The following is a 17,217-nucleotide window of genomic DNA, read 5'->3' as shown; positions in this document are numbered from 1 at the left end:
ATGAGACGCCGTTTTGTTTTTGATTACGGCGCATAAATTATTTCCGTTATAGTATCCACTTCCTTTCTTATCTATTTACTTAATATGAACTTATTAACATTGACCTCAAGGATGTTGGTGCTGGGTTTCGTTTGTATGGTGGGTATGGCGCAGGCAACGCCGGTAGTATATGGCGGCACGCTGGGGACGACGCCGGTGGTGATGGAGCTGGATGTTCAGTTGGATGGGCGCGTGGAGAGCCGCTATTTTGTTGCATCGGAACGTGTGACTCACCATATTAACGGCCAGCGCAGCAAGCAGGGGCAGGTGACGCTGAATATTGATGTGGATGCGTTGGAGAGTGACGACGAGGCAGACGCAAAGCCGGCGAGCAGCCCAGTCATCACGTTACGTCCTGCCGATAATAATGGCTGGCAGGGCGAGTGGCGTCAGGGGCAGGGTACGCCGCTCACCGTTAAACTGTCACAGATGATGCCGATAGCGACAGCCGGATTGTCGCCCTTTATGCAGTCGCTCTACCAGCTCTCGCCTTATGACTATCTGCTGCGTGCAACGGCTGAACCGGCGATGGTTAAACAAGGCGTCGTTAACGGTTATAACGTGGAATGGTGGCAGGATCCGAGCGCTAAACTGTCAATGTTTCAGTTGACCTCGGGCTACCCGGCGGAACGGCTCGCTGCCCTGAACGCCGCGCTGCGAGACAGCTTCTGGCACACGGTTCTGGCCGTTGCGCAGTGTGAACATTCGGATGACAAGGTAAAAATCAGCCTGCTGTCGGCGAATGTGATCAGCTATGTGGTATCTGGCGATAGAAGCTGCGGCGGCGCACACGGTTATATGGAGGTGTCGCCTCGGGTGCTGCGTGTCTCCAATGCGAGCGAGTTGAGGCTTTCTGATTTGATGTGGGTCGACGAATCGCCGGTGCCGGATGCCTTCGCTATCCCTGATGACTATTTGCGGGAAACCTTGCCGACATGGCTAGCTGCACAGTTTGCCCGGCTCTACCCGGAACAGACAAAGGTGATGGATGACGAGAGCGAGGATGCCTGTGATTACACTTCTCCAGAAGTGTGGGCGAACGCACCCTGGAGCCTGACGCCCAAAGGCATCTATTTCCAGACCATGACCCCCAATCTGACTTCGCAGTGCAAAGGCTCCGGCTGGGAAATCCTACCCTGGGACCTGGTCAAACAGCACCCCGGGCGGCTGAAGGATTTGCCGTTGCCCTGATAGTTCCGGCGCTTCAGTTCCGCTAATTTGAGCGGAGCTGAGGGATCTACTCTTAATTTTTTGCTAATTCATATGACATTATTAATAAAAATTGCCCGGGTGGCGGTTGTTTCTCTGGGACTTACTCTCGTAACCATAGCGGCCCACGCTGAGTCGCAACTGTTCAGCGGCACGTTGGGTGATGACAGTATCGTGCTGGAACTGAACATCAATGCTGAAAAAAATGTCGCAGGGCGCTATTTCTCTACCCGCTCTCTGCGTGATCGGGAATTGTTAGGGGAGCGTCGCGCTGACGGGCAGTTGGCGCTGGGCGAGGTGATCAGTAGCAATTACCGTGACGACGATGTAGATCTTCCGGAACTGACGCTGCGTCCTGCGGCTGATCAAGGCTGGCAGGGGGAATGGCGTAACGGTACGGGGAAAACGGCGATAATCACGCTGCATCCGTTGACGGTAACGGCGCCAACGGCACAGGCATCGGCTTTTATGCAAAGCCTTTACACTCGTTCTCACTATGACTATGTCCGTAACCAGGGAGCTGAACCTCGACAGGTGAAAAAAGAGGTGATTAACGGGTATGAAGTCGAATGGTGGCAAGACCCGCTAAGTGGTATGCAGACCGTTCAACTGGTCTCTGGTTACACCCCCGAGCAACGCGTCCGCCTGAATGCGAAATTGATCGACAGTCTGTGGGATCAAGCAACGCTTTTCCAACTCTGTGAGATGTTCAGCAATGGTAAAGGAAATCTTACACAGGAACTGTCATTACGTCTGCTGTCGCCGTCGGTTGTCAGTTATACCATTGATGTAGATAGCATGTGTGCTGATGCCGGGCGAGAAGTGTACACAAAGGCGATGACGCTGCGTAGTCTTGATGCTACGCCACTGGTGCTGGACGATATCCTGTGGGTCGCTGAATCACCGATTCCTGATAAAGTGACGGAAAACACCGACGATGAGTATCCTGACGAGAATTTTGCCGACTGGCTGGTTGAACAGTTCAGTGAGCGTTATTCCACCCAAATGAGCGATGACTTTCAGGTGGATGGTGAGACTTGCAGTTATGGCGACCCAGAGGCATGGGGATCGTCGAAGTGGTATTTAACCCCCCAAGGCATTCATTTCATTCCTGCTTTTATCGTGGGAGCCGCACCTGAGTGCCACAACGCCGATTGGGCGGTATTACCCTGGGACCTGGTCAAACAGCATCCCGGCCGTCTGAAGGATTTGCCGTTGCCGTAACAGGCGCTTCTCCGGTTAATCGCATGTGCCAAAAAACAAGGCCCGTCGCCATCTGGCGCGGGCCTTGTCGTTTCTTTGCCGTCGTTCAGGATGCGGCGCGGCGGGAGGCGTCGGTTACTGCACCCGCACGTCAAAACCGGGGAAGTATTTTTTCGCCAGTTGCTCGACGGTGCCGTCGTCCTTCACCTGTTTGATGGCTTTATCCAGCTCGGCTTTCAGCGCGGCGTCGCTTTTACGCAGACCAAAACCGATACCGCTGCCGAGAATGGCGGCGTCGTCCACCGCCTTGCCGATAAAGGCGAAACCTTTGCCTTCCGGTTTATCCAGGAAACCGGACTGACCGGCCGCCGCCATCACCAGCGTACCGTCCAGGCGGCCTGCCGCCAGATCGTCATACGCCAGATTCTGGTCTTTGTAAGAAGTCACGGTAACGCCTTTCGGCTCCCAATGCGCCTTGGCGTACACTTCCTGAATCGACCCCTGCAACACGCCGATGTTCTTGCCTTTCAGCGCTTCCGGCGTCGGCGCCAGACCAGTGTCCGGCTTGCCGACCAGTTGGGTCGGAATGCGGTAGATAGGCGCGGTAAAGTCGATCGCTTCCTTACGTTTTTCGGTGATATTCATCGCGGAGTTGATGGCGTCGAACTTTTTGGCCTGCAGTGCCGGAATCAGGGCATCAAACGAGGTTTCAACCCAGGAGCATTTGAAATTGCCTGCTTTACAAATGGCGTTACCCAGATCGATATCGAATCCTTCCAACTGGCCCTTGGCGTTTTTGCTTTCAAACGGCGGGTATTCCGCTTCCAGCCCAAAACGCAGTTCAGTCTGCGCCAGTGCGACGGAGGAGGACAGTAAACCCAGCGACAACATCAACATGCTTAATTTTTTCATATCGGGAACGATCTCCGGTAAATCAATGAGTAGTCTTTAAACGGCAATCAATATCACACAGTAACAGCCATCACACACAAATCGAGCGCAACCGCATTTATCGGCGCTCCGCGGCCTGACACAGGGCTTTCGCGCCGGCCAGCAGCGTCTCGTCATCTTTGGAGAACGACAGACGAATCAGTTTATTGTCGGTGCCGTCGGTGTAAAACGCCGACAGCGGAATGGTCGCCACGCCGTGGTCGACAATCAGTCGTTTGACCATGTCGCTGTCGCTTTCGTCGCTGAAGTGCGCAAAGCTCGCCAGCATGAAGAACGAACCGGCGGAGGGCAACAGTTCAAACGGTCCGTGCTGTAAGGCGTTCGCCAGCAGGTCGCGTTTATGCTGATAGAACTGGCCGAGCGACAGGTAGGTCGCCGGGTCCGTCATGTAGTCGGCAAAGGCGTACTGCATCGGCGTGTCGGCGGAGAACATCATAAACTGGTGGATTTTGAGGATCTCGTCCATCAGCGCCGCCGGAGCCAGACAGTAACCGACGCGCCAGCCGGTGACGTGAAAGGTTTTGCCGAACGATGAGACAATCACGCTGCGCGCCGCCAGTTCGCTGTGGGTCGCCATGCTGTGATGGCGCTGGCCGTCAAACACTACGTGCTCGTAGACTTCGTCAGACAGGATCACGATGTCGGTGTTGCGCGTCAGGCGTGCCAGCTGCGCCAGATCGTCGGCGCTCAGCACCTGGCCGCTGGGGTTATGCGGCGAGTTGATGATGATCATGCGGGTGCGCGGGCTGATGGCCGCCTGCACTTCGTCCCAGTTGATGGCAAAGCTCGGCACGGCGAGTTTCAGCGCCACCGGCGTTGCGCCCTGTAGCCGGACGATGGGCGCGTAGCTGTCGAACGACGGCTCAAAATAGATAACTTCGTCGCCCGGATGCACCAGCGCGGAAATGGCGGAATACAGCCCTTCGCTGGCGCTGGCGGTGATGGTGACTTCCTGTCCGGCGTCGTAGTGCTGGCCGTACAGGCGTTTGACTTTCTCCGCCACCACCTCTTTGAGCGACACCAGCCCGGACATCGACGCGTACTGGTTATGACCCTCGGTCATGGCGCGCGTCACCCCGGCGATCAGCTCGGGAGAGCAGGGAAAGCTGGGCGCGCCCTGAGACAGGTTGATGGCGTTGTGCTGGCTGGATAACTGACCGATAACGGTAAAAATAGTCGTGCCCACATCCGGTAATTTGGAACTGAACTGCACCGGGGTTTGAATCGGCATGGGGGTCTCCGTTGAGTGCCATAGCAGACCCGCACGTGAGCGAACGGTACGATAGAGAAGCCCTGTCTGCTAAAATTTATTGGTTGTACGTGAATAACTATTCATGCATTAGACGTTGCCGCCGGTAGTACTACAATCGAATTGTTGTCATAATAGCCATGAGAAAAATGCATGGCTCGCGGCAACTATTTATCGCAATAGAGCAATAAGATGTGGTGATGGTAGCCGCCGCTTGCCGCGAAACCGGGGCTGACGATGCCGCTCGCATCAGGAAACGATACTCAGGCTCGCACCGCTTTTTCTGCATAGTTATGTAATCAGTTTTCTTATGACCGCCTGACGGAGAGCGCGTATGACCCTAAATAACCGCATCCCGCCGCTGAATGCGTTGCACGCTTTTGTGGTGACCGCCCGTCATCTCAATTTCACCCGGGCGGCGGCGGAGCTGTTTGTCACGCAAGGCGCGGTAAGCCGGCAGATCGCATCGCTGGAAGCCTGGCTGGGCTTCGCGTTGTTTCAGCGCCATGCCCGTGGTTTACGGTTGACGCCGCAGGGCAGTCAGCTGTTGCCGGAGGTTCGCGAGGTGTTTGACCAACTGTTTCGGGTGACGAACCGGGTGCGTGAAGGGCGTTCAATCCGCATGAAGGCGCCGACCTGCGCCATGCGCTGGCTGGTGGCGCACCTGATGACGCTGGAGCAGCGGCGGCCGGATATCCATGTCTCGCTAACGACGACCACCGAACACGGCGTCGATTTCCGTCACGAAGATTTCGATGTGGCGGTGGTGTTCGCGCCGGATGCCGCGCCGCGCCAACATGACGGCAAGCTGTTCGACGAGGTGCTGTCGCCGGTGCTGGCGCCGCATCTGCTGCCTGCCGGGCAAGCGGCGTTGTCGCCGGAGCAACTGGCGCGTTTGACGCTGTTGCATCCGACCCATGACCAGCGTGACTGGAAGTTGTGGCTGAAAACCCACGGCATCGGCGAGCAGGTGATGCGCCGTAATCAGCAGTTCGACACCATGGATCTCGCCATCAGCGCCGCCATTCAGGGCTTTGGCGTCGCGATGGCGGATGTGACGCTGGTGGCGGAAGATATCCGGCGACAACGGCTGGTGATGCCGTTTGCCGAAACGGTAAAAACCGGCGCGGCTTATTATCTGGCGCACCGGCCTGGGTTGGATGGACATGCGCAGGCAGAATGGCTGACGGATTTTCTCGCCAGCTTTACTGATTGCCTGCCGCCCGGTCAGGACTGACGCAGCCAGGGGGTGTTCAATACGACGCGTCCGGCGTCAAAATCGACCGTAATACGCACACCGAGCGGCAGGGTCAGCATCGGGTGCGTATGGCAGCAATCAAAATCCGCCAGCACCGGCAGCGGTTGCCCGTTAAGCACTTCGCGCAGTACGGTCAGCGAATCACGGCCGGTGCCTTTATCATCGAACTGTTCGTGCTTGCCCAGTATCACCGCCGCGACCCGGTCAAACACGCCGCATAGCTTCAGGTGGGCAAACGCGCGCTCCACGGTGGCGATGTCCTTCAGCGAGTCTTCCAGCAGCAGAATATCGCCGTCTTCAATCGCCGGCATAAACGGACTGCCCCAGATCCCCGCCATGGTATTGAGGTTGCCGCCGATAAGCCGCCCCTGATAAACGCCGCTGCCGTCGAAGCGCCACTGGTTGGGATGGGTGATTTTGGCGCGCGATTGTTGATTCCAGTCCAGCCGCTCGTCGGTCCATCCCGATGGCATGCGATAGGTGTGTTCAGGCTGCGCTGCGCCGGTCAGCGTGGCGAAGCCGGCAAAGGTGTCGTCCACCAGCGGCGGGAATTCGCCAAACGACGCCACCAGCGCCGGGCCGTAAAAGGTTACGAGTCCGGTTTGGGCATACATGCCAAGCAAGAGCGCGGTGACGTCGGAATAGCCGATGATGATTTTCGGATCGCGGCGCAGGGCGTCGTAATCAAGATAGGGCAGCAGCGAGTTGCTGTTGCTGCCGCCAATGGTCGACATGATGCAGCGTACGGCAGGGTCGCGGATCAGCGTGTTCAGTTCGTCAACGCGCGCGGCGATGCTGCCGGAGCGGTAGTGGTCGGTTTTACCGGTCAGCGCGCCGGCGCGCAGCCGGTAGCCGTGCTGCTCAAGAAAGACTTTCGCCCGTTCAAAGCGTGCCGGGGCAAAGTGGGTTGCGGGCGAGGACGGTGAGAAAAAACCGATGGTATCGCCCGGTTGTAAGGGTGGGGGTAATAACAGTGCATGGGACATGGCTCTCTTTCTCCTGGCTGGAAGACGCTTTGGCACCCCTCACAATAGGGCTATTTCACTTGCCATTTTGGACCTGGGCAGTGCTCGAAATCCTCACGGACTCATAAGAATTTCTTTTTAATTGTCTGGCAACATAAAAAATAATTTTCGACACATTTTTATAAATGGCTGCGAATAACAATGTCGGTAACGTTTCGCAGGCTGAATATGACCGTAAGCCATCAGTTTCTTCTTATGAAACTCTGTTTCATTCTATTTTATCCGTCCGGCGAGAAAATCGCTAACCTTCTGTCTAACCTTGAGTTTCTATATAGTTTTTCCTCGCTTTCGATGCCTGCGTTGCCGATTATCACGCCCAGTGCGGCCATGACGGATAGTCTTTTCAGGCAGGAGATAACAGTTGCAGACACAACATAACGACAAACGACATCACACAGGACAGGGTTTAAGGTAATGAAGATTTCGACACGATTATGGAGTTTCACCGGGATGCTGTCGCTGGGCATTCTGATCATGGGTGCGATCGGCATGTTTACCGCCGAGAAAGCAAATCAGTCGTTAAAGACCGTGTATGAAGACCGCACGGTGGTGCTGGCGCAACTAGAGCAACTGGAATGGCTGGTGCAGCGTAACCGGGTGCTGATCATGGATATGCTGTTGTTGCCGGAGGCGGCGAATAAGCAACAGCGGGTTGACGAACTACGCCAGAATCTCAACCGGATCGATCGGGTGTGGACCGACTACCGCGCGACCTACCTGACGCCGGAAGAGACACAACTGGCGGACCAGTTTGCCGACAGCCTGCAGCGCTATAACCGCGAAGGCGTGCAGCCGACCGATGCGGCGATCCGGGCCGGGCAGATGGAACAGGCGATGCGTCTTTATGATGAGAAGGTCAGCACGCTGGAAAAACAGGGCCATGCGCTGCTCAGCCAACTGGTGACGCTGCAGGTCAACGTGGCTAAAGACGAATACACCGGTTCGGTGCAACGTTACCAATGGCTGAAAGCGCTGGCGATTATGGCGGTACTGGCGGGGATTGCCGGCGCGGCGCTATTTGGCTGGATGATGGTGCGCAGCATTGTCCGCAGCCTGGCGCAGGCGCAGGCGGCGGCCGAAGCGGTGGCGGACGGCGATCTGACTTATCCGATCAACGCCAGCGGGCGTGATGAGATCGCCACCGTGCTCAATGCGCTGTCGCATATGCAGTCGAGCCTGATTCGTATCGTGACGCAGGTACGGCATGGCGCCGAGTCGGTAGGGGTGGCCAGCGGCGAAATTGCCCACGGTAACCATGATCTGTCCGCGCGTACTGAGTCCCAGGCCAGCGCGCTGGAACAGACCGCCGCGTCGATGGAGCAACTTTCCGCAACGGTGAAACAGAACGCCGACAACGCCCGGCAGGCCAACCACCTGGCCCAGACCGCCAGCCAGGTGGCGGAGCAGGGCGGCGCAGTAGTGACGCAGGTGGTGGACACCATGCGGGAAATCAACGACAGCGCCCAGCGCATTGCCGATATCATCGGCGTGATCGACGGCATCGCCTTCCAGACCAATATTCTGGCGTTGAATGCCGCCGTGGAAGCCGCGCGCGCCGGCGAACAAGGGCGTGGTTTTTCCGTGGTGGCGGGCGAAGTGCGTGCGCTGGCGCAACGCAGCGCGGAGTCGGCCCGTGAGATAAAAACGCTGATTTCCGCCAGCGTGGGGCGAATCGAAAGCGGCAGCACGCTGGCGGATAATGCCGGGCACACCATGCAAGAAGTGGTCGATAGCATTCGCCGGGTGACCGACATCATGGGCGAGATCAGTGTCGCCAGCGGTGAGCAGAGCAGCGGGGTGTCGCAGGTGGGCGAGGCGGTATCGAGCATGGAACGCACCACCCAGCAAAATGCGGCGCTGGTGGAAGAAATGGCCGCCGCCGCGGGCAGCCTTAATAGTCAGGCAGAAGAACTGGTGCAGGCGGTCGGCGTGTTCCGGCTATCGGGCAAAGCGCCCGGCGTGCGGCCGGACACCGGTGTCGCCGGGCACGAACTGTTACTGGGCTATAGCCGGTAAATTCATGCCGGCGGCAGAAAAGGCAACCCGGCCATTGGATTAACATGATGACCGGGTTGCTGTGCCGGATACCGATGTGAGTCGCGAGTGCAACCGCGCTCAGTCGGCATCCCCGCACTCTGCGGGGCGATATCAGTAACCGATGGCGGCGCCTGCCGGGCGACGGGAGTCGTTGGCGCCGTACAGATACCCTTCACGCACCTTACCGGATACCGCCGAGTCGTTGCCGGAGTTGGCGGGGATCACCCCTTCCACGCCGGGCAATCCGACCATAATCAGCTCGGTTGCGCCCCACGGCGTTTGTTCCACCATCTTATAGCCGCGCTCTTTTAACAACGTGAGGGTATCGGCGGACAGGCCGCGCTGTTCGTAATACACCTCATCCGGCAACCATTGATGATGGATACGCGGCGCATCTACCGCTTCCTGCGGCAGCATGCCGAAGTCGAGGATATTCAGCGCGCTTTGCAGCGTGATACTGATGATGCGCGAGCCGCCCGGCGAACCAAGCACCAGGAAGATCTTGCCGTCTTTGGTCACCAGCGACGGGCTCATCGACGACAGCGGGCGTTTGCCCGGCGCGATGGCGTTGCGCTCGCCCTGTACCAGCCCGTAGAGGTTTTTCTCACCCACTTTGACGGTAAAGTCATCCATCTCGTCGTTCAGGAAGAAGCCGGTGCCGGGGGCTATCACCACCGCGCCGAAGCGGCCGTTCACCGTGTACGTGGTGGAGACGGCGTTGCCCAGGCTGTCGACAATCGAATAATGGGTGGTTTCCGGTTTTTCATGCGGCTCCATGCCGGGTTTTACCTGTTCGGACGGCGTGGCTCGGGTGTCGTCGATTTTCTTGCGGATTTCGGCGGCATAGTCTTTGTTCAGCAGCCGGTCGACCGGGTTTTTGACAAACTCCGGGTCGCCCAGATAGGTGTTGCGGTCCATGTAGGCGTGACGCATTGCCTCCGTCATGACGTGGATTGCCTGCGCCGAGTTGAATCCCATGCTCTTCAGGTCGTAACCTTCGAGAATATTCAACGTTTCACACATCGTGACCCCGCCGGAGCTGGGCGGCGGTGACGAGATGAACCGATAGCCGCGATAGCTACAGGTGATCGGCTGGGTTTCGGTTACGCGATAGTTGGCGAAGTCCGCCGCCGTCAGGATACCGCCGCCTTTTTTGGCGGCGTCCTCGATGATTTGCGGGAGTTTGCCGTGGTAGAACGCGTCCGGTCCTTTATCCGCGATCGCCTGTAGCGTATTAGCCAGATCGGTCTGCACCAGACGGTCGCCCGGTTGCAGCGCCGAGCCGTCCGGACGCAGGAAAATACGTGCTGACTCCGGGTCCTGCTTAAAGCGTTTGACGGTGGTGTCAAGAATGTCGGTGTCGCCGCGGGTCAGAACAAAACCCTCCCGCGCCAGCTTGATAGCCGGCGTCATGACCTGTTCACGGGTCAGCTTGCCGTATTTCTCGCGTGCGGTTTCCAGCCCCAGTACCGTACCGGGAACGCCCGCCGCCAGGTAGCCATACAGGCTGGCGTCTTTTTTAACTTTACCTTCCGCATCCAGATACATAGTGGCGGACGCGGCGGCCGGCGCTGTTTCACGGAAGTTGATAAAGGTATCTTTGCCATCCGCCAGATGGATGGTCATGAACCCGCCGCCCCCAATGTTACCGCAGCAAGGGTTGACCACCGCCTGTGCGTAACCGACCGCTACCGCGGCATCAATGGCGTTGCCCCCCATTTTCAGGATATCGACGCCGACCTGCGACGCCAGATATTGCGAGCTGACCACCATACCGTTCTTCGCTTCCACTGCCGGTATGGAAACCGCGTGGACTGCACCGCTGACCAGCAATGCAGTCAGACTTAACGGCAGCAGCCATTTTCCCGATGCCATAAAACCCCCTTGTTGTGTTATTGGCGTTGTTGTTATTGATGTTTTGTCTGTTGTGTTTTTGACATGCATACCGCATGCCATTGTTCATGTTGGGTAACATGGCGTTATCAGTGTAAACGTTGCTACATGGCATGCCCGGAAAATCATCAGGAGTGTGATCGAACAAGGGCTTATGCTGTTTTGGCATAGTCTGCGCCTAATGGTTCTATCGCTGCCGGACCGGCGCGGGCGGCCGCCGCCCTGACCAAAAGACTGTTATAGCGCAAAGCTAACCCACTGTATCTGTAAGCCTTCCTGCATCCCTGCTTAACTCACCGGCATCTTTTTCAGCGCACCATTCAGGAGAACGCGAGGATGAGCGAGAAAAAACTGTCGGATAATGAGCGCCTGAAGGCGCAGAGTCATTTCCTGCGCGGTACGATTCAGGCGGATCTGGCTGACCCGCTGACCGGCGGCTTTGTCGGTGATAATTTCCAGTTGATTCGGTTTCACGGCATGTATCAGCAAGACGATCGCGATATCCGCCAGGAGCGTATCGCCCGGAAACTGGAGCCATTGCACACGGTGATGCTGCGCGTCCGTCTGCCCGGCGGCATCATCACGCCGCGTCAGTGGCTGGGGATTGACGAATTCGCCCGGGAGCATACCCAGTACGGCAGTATCCGCATTACCAACCGGCAGACGGTGCAGTTGCACGGTGTTTTGAAAAACGATATCAAGCCGGTGCACCGTCTGTTGCACCATTTGGGGTTGGATTCCCGCGCCACGGCGGGCGACGTCAACCGTAACGTACTCTGTACCGCTAACCCGGTGGAGTCGGTGTTGCACCGGCAGGCCTGGGAGTGGGCGAAAAAAATCTCTGAACATCTGCTGCCGCGTACCAACGCATACGCCGAGGTCTGGCTGGATAAGGAAAAAATCCTCCGGCAGGAGGAAGAACCGATACTGGGGAACAGCTATCTGCCGCGTAAATTTAAAACCGCGGTGGTTATCCCGCCGCAAAATGATGTGGATCTCCATGCCAATGATTTGAGTTTTGTCGCTATCGGCGAGCACGGTCGTCTGGTCGGTTTTAACGTGCTGGTCGGCGGCGGCTTGGCGATGACTCAGGGCGACGCCAGCACCTATCCCCGTCTGGCGAGTGAGTTTGGTTTTATTCCGTTGGCGCAGACGCTGGCAGTGGCTGAAGCCGTAGTGTCTACGCAGCGGGACTGGGGCAACCGTGAAAACCGGCGCAATGCCAAAACCAAGTACACGCTGGAGCGGGTCGGCGTCGAGGTCTTCAGGGCGGAGGTAGAGCGCCGCAGCGGCGCGGTCTTTGCTCCCATCAGACCCTATACGTTTTCCGGACGGGGCGATCGTATCGGCTGGGTGGAAGGGATTGACGGTCACCACCACCTGACGCTGTTTATTCCCAGCGGGCGTTTGCTGGATAAGTCCGATGCGCGCTGGAAAAGCGGGGTGGCGGCGATAGCCCAGGTACATCAAGGCGATTTTCGCCTGACCGCGAATCAAAACATCATTATTGCCGGCGTAGCGGCGGATGCACGGGAGCGGATTGATGCGCTGGCCCGGCACTATAATCTGATCACGCCGTCACTGAGCGAGCAGCGTAAAAACTCGATGGCTTGCGTATCGTTTCCCACCTGTCCGCTGGCGATGGCGGAAGCCGAGCGCGTATTGCCGGACTTTGTGACCGCGCTTGAAGAAAGCCTGCGGCGTTATGGGGTGGAGGATGACGCCGTCATTTTTCGGATTACGGGCTGCCCCAATGGCTGTGGCCGGGCGATGCTGGCGGAAATGGGTTTGGTCGGTCGGGCTGTCGGGCGTTATAGCCTCTACCTTGGCGGCAATCGCGAAGGGGCGCGTATCCCGCGGCTGTACCGCGACAACATCGATACGCCGACCATTCTGGAAGAGATTGACCGGCTGATCGGCTGTTGGGCCAGTGCGCGGCAGGCTGGCGAAGGCTTTGGCGACTTCGTGATCCGCACCGGCATTGTGAAGCCGGTCGTTCATGCGCCGGTGGATTTTCATGCGGCGCCGGGTGCGTGATACCTCATACCGTGATTCTGCGCCGTACAGCATCACGGTATGAAAAGAGATAATGCGGGCGAGGTGGTGTCTGGCTTGCACCAGACACGCCACCCTGTAACTCGGGATAGATGACTGTAGCTTTGCCGCAGGCATCAGCCTTGAGCCATGTGTCTGGCGTAGGCCTCACGCACGGTAGCGATGATTTGTTCACAGACCGCCTGTTCGGAAGGACACTGTTGGCGGATTCGCCGGCAGTGTTCCGCAATATCCGGATCGTCCAGCAGGCGCTGCAGTTTATCTCCCAGCTTGTCCATGTCGCTTTCCTGCAGCCATTCGCCGCATTTCATGGCGGTTACCCGGCGGGCGTTGTCGAATTGATCAAAGGCGCTGGGAATAACCAATTGGGGGATACCGGCCGCGAAAGCTTGCGCCATCGTGCCAATGCCGCCGTGATGGATAATGGCGGCGCATCGATGCAGGTATTGGCCCAGATTAATATGGCTCTCGGCACGAACCCCCGTATCGTCCGCCAGTTCATGGTACGGCTGGCCGACGATCAGGCACTGGTAGCCGCGTTGCCGGATTTTTTTCACCAGCGCGATTGCCAGCGGGCGTTTGGTGCTGAGCGCCCAACTGGGCATGAAAACCACCGTGCGTTCACGCGCGATAAACTGAGCCAGGTCATCATCCTGTTGATTATCCAGCAGGTTGAACAACGGAAAACCAACCTGACGAACATGAGCCGGCCAGTCTGGCAATGGCGAGGCAAACCATTGCGGAAACAGGCACAGCAACGCCGCATCGGTGCGATGCGTCCATGATGTCAGGACACGTTCGATACGCGGCAACCCCAACTGGATTCTGAACGCATTAATAAAAGGCGCCAGTTGGCGGTCGGCCAGATATTTCTCGGCGAGATACAAAAACAGACGGCGTAGGCGCATCGGTAATCGGCGAACCCACATCAGTTGCCGATGGTAGGGCGGATCGTAGCTGGAGATAAACGTCGACGGTGTGACGCGAACCGGAATGACGCAGCATCCACGGGTTTCGCTGAACATTTTGGCGGTGAAGGACCACAGCGAGGTGAGAATGACGGAGGAGTGGTCTACCCAGGGCACAAGGGCGTCATAGGCTGGTTGCTGCTGCGCATTCATGAAATTGACCATCTCATTGAAGGCGGATTGGTGATGCCATAAGCGTTGCGAATTGACGGCTCGTAAATAATCTTCGCTGGTGCCGACTGAAATAAAATTAAGCCCTCTTTCTTTTGCGGTTTGCTCAAAATAAGGATTGGTACAAAGATAAACATCTAGTCCGGCATTCTTCAATGCTTCACCTATTTTGATGAAGGGATAAACATCCCCGGCCGAGCCAAGCGTGGACAGAAATACCCTCATGATTCCCTCCCTGAATCCAGAAATAACGGGTGTGCTCTTATCCCTGAGCTGTGTTTATTGCGGTAATGAATGGTGGTGCGGATTGATGTTTTTTTACCTGTCTCCATCGTTGCGTTTCTTGCCCGATGGGCGGCGGCAGCGCTGAAGGCAATCGCCACGTCCAGAGTGACGTCGCGTCGCACCGCGCTTATCGTCATCTGGCTGCAATAATAAACATCGGTTGGGTTGTGTGTTATCGCGAGTATAGGGGAGGCTGTGCACGACTGTACAGGTATTATTGCCCCCGTATGTTTTTAATATCAATCTGGTGTTGGTTCGTTATTTGTATATAGAAATAAAATAGTAAATTGAAAAATAACACCAATAGATTATCACCTTGGTTTTTTTATTATGAGATAAAGAGAGTAAAACTAATCGGATGACTATTATCTGATTTTCATCATGCACGATCGTGGAAAGACGTCATGACTCGCTTGCATTATGGCTAGCCTGCCAGATGCTGCAGTCCTGATACCGTGGCATTGTTGATTACTGGTCTGTCGTTGGCGCTGACCGGTAGGGGCGTTCCGCGTTCCATAAAGAAAAACGCCTCGCGATTCTTTTGAATTGCAAGGCGTTGAATTTGGCTCCTCTGACTGGACTCGAACCAGTGACATACGGATTAACAGTCCGCCGTTCTACCGACTGAACTACAGAGGAATCGCTAAGTGGTGTGGATGATAGCGATAGCCTGACAGCTTGTCAAAGCATGTTAACGCCAGGTGCGACTGTTTGCTGAACTTATAACCAAATGATTGAAATTGCTGCGGTAGTCGGCGCTTTTCATGTCGGGTGAACCGTTGAACTCGTGAGCGAGTGCACTTTCAGATAGCAACGTTTGCACCGTTTTGGTGCGTGGAAATCCTGACGCCAGGATCCGGTGGACAGCGATAGGGGGATTAGTATTGTTACTGTCACCGCTATCACCATTGCTTTTACTTATTTTTAAGCGGGTTAAGCCACCGCCACACTTTTTTTGATGTATAGAGAAATGATCTGGCGCGCTTCTTGCTACTACTTAGTCGTAACTATTCAGGAGGTACACATGAATCTGAGACGACTCAAATACTTTGTGAAAATCGTTGATATCGGCAGCCTGACCCAGGCCGCTGAAATGTTGCATATCGCGCAACCAGCGCTGAGCCAGCAAGTTGCCACGCTTGAAAGCGAAATGGAGAAGCAACTGCTGGTCCGTAGTCGTCGTGGCGTGACGCCGACTGAAGCGGGCAAAATTCTGTATTCACATGCACAAACCATTTTGAATCAGTGTGAACAGGCTAAGCACGCAGTGAATGGTGTACGGCAAACGGTAAGCGTCTAATCGGGTACGGTCAGCTACATCATCGGGCGTAGCTGACCGTATTGGTTAGGGGCTGTTTTAATGTGTCACGCCAGGGCGTTGACTCTGCGGCGGCGAATAAACTGATAGGCGATAGCCAGAACCACAAACCATACCGGCGTAACCATCAGCGCCTGCAAGGTATCCGGCTGCAATGTCAGCAGTACCATCACGAAAGCAAAGAAAGCCAGACATACCCAGCTCATTACGATTCCCCATGGCATTTTGTATGCAGAGGTTTGGTGCAACTGCGGCCGGTTCCGGCGGTACACCAGATAAGAACACAGAATGATACTCCACACGAACATGAACAGAATGGCGGACACGGTGGTGACCAGCGTGAAAACCGTCATGACGTTAGGAATTAAATAGATCAGTACGACGCCGGAAAGCAGGCACAGGCACGAGAAAAACAGTCCTGCCGAGGGTACCGCCCGTTTTGACAACCGACCGAAACGCGCCGGCGCATCGCCTTGTCTGGCCAGCCCAAACAGCATGCGGCTGGTTGAGAATACCCCGCTGTTGGCCGACGACGCGGCGGAAGTCAGCACGACAAAATTAATAACGCTGGCGGCGGCCGGCAAGCCGACTAACACAAACATCTCCACAAATGGGCTGCGGTCTGCCGCAATGTGGCTCCACGGCGTAACCGACATAATCATCATCAGCGCAAACACATAAAACATAATGATACGTATCGGTATGGCGTTGATTGCGCGCGGCAGAACCACCTTCGGGTTTTTGGTTTCCGCTGCCGTGGTGCCGACCAGCTCAATACCGACAAAGGCAAACACGGCTATCTGAAAGCCGGCGAAAAAGCCGCTGAGTCCTTTAGGAAACATACCGCCGTCCTGCCAGAGATTAGTCACGGATGCCATCGCGCCGGAAGGCGATGTAAACTGCATGATAACCAGAACCGCACCAATCACGATCAGCGCGACGATGGCGACAATCTTGATCATGGCGAACCAGAACTCCATTTCGCCAAACAGTTTGACGGTGGCCAGATTTAAGGTCAGCAGCAGCAGGACGCATAACAGGGAACTGATCCACTGCGACAGATCCGGAAACCAGAATTGTGCATAAGCGCTGATGGCGACGACATCGGCAATGCCGGTCACGACCCAGCAAAACCAGTAAGTCCAGCCGGTAAAAAAACCGGCCCACGGACCCAGCAGGTCGGCGGAGAAGTCGCTGAACGATTTGTAGTTGAGGTTGGAGAGCAGTAACTCGCCCATCGCGCGCATAACAAAGAACAGCATGAACCCGATGATCATATAAACGAAGATAATTGATGGGCCGGCAAGGCTGATGGTTTTCCCTGATCCCATGAACAGGCCGGTACCGATGGCGCCGCCGATGGCAATCAACTGAATATGGCGGTTGGTTAGATTGCGCCGCAGATCGCTATGCCCGGTGGCGTCCGGGACGTGATGCGTTTGTTCTGTCATGTAATGTGATTTCCGGATTGTGTCTGCCAGGGTGAGGGCGTTTGTCAGGTCTCGCCCATTACCCATGTGATATAAGAAGTTAGAATGGTTAATAGTAACACGGTA

General features: G+C 56.3%; 11 protein-coding genes, 1 tRNA gene and 1 pseudogene. 6 read left to right on the top strand and 7 right to left on the bottom strand.

Features of this window, described 5'->3' with window-relative positions:
• The first annotated feature begins 111 nt into the window (after positions 1-111).
• Both DXXMK7_RS13845 and DXXMK7_RS13840 read left to right on the top strand, forming a co-directional pair.
• On the top strand, positions 112-1,230 hold the full coding sequence (locus DXXMK7_RS13845) for a hypothetical protein (protein WP_231348803.1): 1,119 nt from the start codon (positions 112-114) through the stop codon (positions 1,228-1,230).
• Between the two features lie 72 nt (positions 1,231-1,302).
• A complete protein-coding gene (locus DXXMK7_RS13840) occupies positions 1,303-2,472 on the top strand; it encodes a hypothetical protein (RefSeq protein ID WP_049842388.1) in 1,170 nt (389 codons plus the stop codon).
• A gap of 114 nt (positions 2,473-2,586) precedes the next feature.
• Here the strand turns inward: DXXMK7_RS13840 and DXXMK7_RS13835 are convergent, their stop codons facing one another.
• Positions 2,587-3,363: an ABC transporter substrate-binding protein gene (locus DXXMK7_RS13835; protein ID WP_038919607.1), complete on the bottom strand. Its 777-nt coding sequence runs from the start codon at positions 3,361-3,363 to the stop codon at positions 2,587-2,589.
• Positions 3,364-3,460: 97 nt separating this feature from the next.
• Positions 3,461-4,633 (bottom strand): pyridoxal phosphate-dependent aminotransferase, encoded by a 1,173-nt coding sequence (locus DXXMK7_RS13830; RefSeq protein ID WP_038919606.1) that lies wholly within the window; start codon positions 4,631-4,633, stop codon positions 3,461-3,463.
• A gap of 352 nt (positions 4,634-4,985) precedes the next feature.
• Between DXXMK7_RS13830 and DXXMK7_RS13825 the strand changes: the two genes are divergently transcribed.
• A complete protein-coding gene (locus DXXMK7_RS13825) occupies positions 4,986-5,888 on the top strand; it encodes a LysR substrate-binding domain-containing protein (RefSeq protein WP_038919605.1) in 903 nt (300 codons plus the stop codon).
• Here the strand turns inward: DXXMK7_RS13825 and DXXMK7_RS13820 are convergent.
• Complete coding sequence (locus DXXMK7_RS13820; RefSeq protein WP_198677309.1) at positions 5,879-6,895, bottom strand: S66 peptidase family protein; 1,017 nt, start codon at positions 6,893-6,895, stop codon at positions 5,879-5,881. The two genes, DXXMK7_RS13825 and DXXMK7_RS13820, sit on opposite strands and share 10 nt — an antisense overlap.
• A gap of 453 nt (positions 6,896-7,348) precedes the next feature.
• Between DXXMK7_RS13820 and DXXMK7_RS13810 the strand changes: the two genes are divergently transcribed.
• Complete coding sequence (locus DXXMK7_RS13810) at positions 7,349-8,950, top strand: methyl-accepting chemotaxis protein (RefSeq protein WP_038919602.1); 1,602 nt, start codon at positions 7,349-7,351, stop codon at positions 8,948-8,950.
• A 132-nt stretch (positions 8,951-9,082) separates the two neighbouring features.
• On the opposite strand, the gene ggt is transcribed toward DXXMK7_RS13810, so the two are convergent.
• On the bottom strand, positions 9,083-10,846 hold the full coding sequence (ggt, locus tag DXXMK7_RS13805) for a gamma-glutamyltransferase (protein WP_038919600.1): 1,764 nt from the start codon (positions 10,844-10,846) through the stop codon (positions 9,083-9,085).
• Between the two features lie 336 nt (positions 10,847-11,182).
• On the opposite strand from ggt, the gene cysI reads away from it, so the two are divergent.
• Positions 11,183-12,901, top strand: coding sequence for an assimilatory sulfite reductase (NADPH) hemoprotein subunit (gene cysI, locus DXXMK7_RS13800; RefSeq protein WP_256379665.1), 1,719 nt, complete (start codon positions 11,183-11,185; stop codon positions 12,899-12,901).
• Between the two features lie 134 nt (positions 12,902-13,035).
• On the opposite strand, the gene DXXMK7_RS13795 is transcribed toward cysI, so the two are convergent.
• Both DXXMK7_RS13795 and DXXMK7_RS13790 read right to left on the bottom strand, forming a co-directional pair.
• Positions 13,036-14,283: a glycosyltransferase gene (locus DXXMK7_RS13795; RefSeq protein WP_038919598.1), complete on the bottom strand. Its 1,248-nt coding sequence runs from the start codon at positions 14,281-14,283 to the stop codon at positions 13,036-13,038.
• A 623-nt stretch (positions 14,284-14,906) separates the two neighbouring features.
• Positions 14,907-14,982, bottom strand: a tRNA-Asn gene (locus DXXMK7_RS13790).
• A gap of 385 nt (positions 14,983-15,367) precedes the next feature.
• Between DXXMK7_RS13790 and DXXMK7_RS13785 the strand changes: the two are divergent.
• A pseudogene (locus DXXMK7_RS13785) lies at positions 15,368-15,634 on the top strand (LysR family transcriptional regulator); the annotation flags it as partial.
• Between the two features lie 74 nt (positions 15,635-15,708).
• Here the strand turns inward: DXXMK7_RS13785 and cycA are convergent.
• Positions 15,709-17,112 carry a D-serine/D-alanine/glycine transporter gene (cycA, locus tag DXXMK7_RS13780; RefSeq protein WP_038919597.1) on the bottom strand — a complete coding sequence of 468 codons (1,404 nt, stop codon included), beginning with the start codon at positions 17,110-17,112 and terminating at the stop codon, positions 15,709-15,711.
• Positions 17,113-17,217: the final 105 nt, after the last annotated feature.

This window comes from Dickeya sp. MK7 (assembly GCF_000406305.1).
GTDB lineage: Bacteria > Pseudomonadota > Gammaproteobacteria > Enterobacterales > Enterobacteriaceae > Dickeya > Dickeya fangzhongdai.
This window is presented reverse-complemented; position numbering and strand designations above follow the sequence as displayed.

What these genes read in the sequence shown, in the direction of transcription:
- DXXMK7_RS13820 (WP_198677309.1), bottom strand. Translation starts at nt 6,895, where the DNA reads ATGTCCCATGCACTGTTATTACCCCCACCCTTACAACCGGGCGATACC.
- DXXMK7_RS13825 (WP_038919605.1), top strand. Translation starts at nt 4,986, where the DNA reads ATGACCCTAAATAACCGCATCCCGCCGCTGAATGCGTTGCACGCTTTT.
- DXXMK7_RS13810 (WP_038919602.1), top strand. Translation starts at nt 7,349, where the DNA reads ATGAAGATTTCGACACGATTATGGAGTTTCACCGGGATGCTGTCGCTG.
- cycA (WP_038919597.1), bottom strand. Translation starts at nt 17,112, where the DNA reads ATGACAGAACAAACGCATCACGTCCCGGACGCCACCGGGCATAGCGAT.
- ggt (WP_038919600.1), bottom strand. Translation starts at nt 10,846, where the DNA reads ATGGCATCGGGAAAATGGCTGCTGCCGTTAAGTCTGACTGCATTGCTG.
- DXXMK7_RS13840 (WP_049842388.1), top strand. Translation starts at nt 1,303, where the DNA reads ATGACATTATTAATAAAAATTGCCCGGGTGGCGGTTGTTTCTCTGGGA.
- DXXMK7_RS13835 (WP_038919607.1), bottom strand. Translation starts at nt 3,363, where the DNA reads ATGAAAAAATTAAGCATGTTGATGTTGTCGCTGGGTTTACTGTCCTCC.
- DXXMK7_RS13845 (WP_231348803.1), top strand. Translation starts at nt 112, where the DNA reads ATGTTGGTGCTGGGTTTCGTTTGTATGGTGGGTATGGCGCAGGCAACG.
- DXXMK7_RS13830 (WP_038919606.1), bottom strand. Translation starts at nt 4,633, where the DNA reads ATGCCGATTCAAACCCCGGTGCAGTTCAGTTCCAAATTACCGGATGTG.
- DXXMK7_RS13795 (WP_038919598.1), bottom strand. Translation starts at nt 14,283, where the DNA reads ATGAGGGTATTTCTGTCCACGCTTGGCTCGGCCGGGGATGTTTATCCC.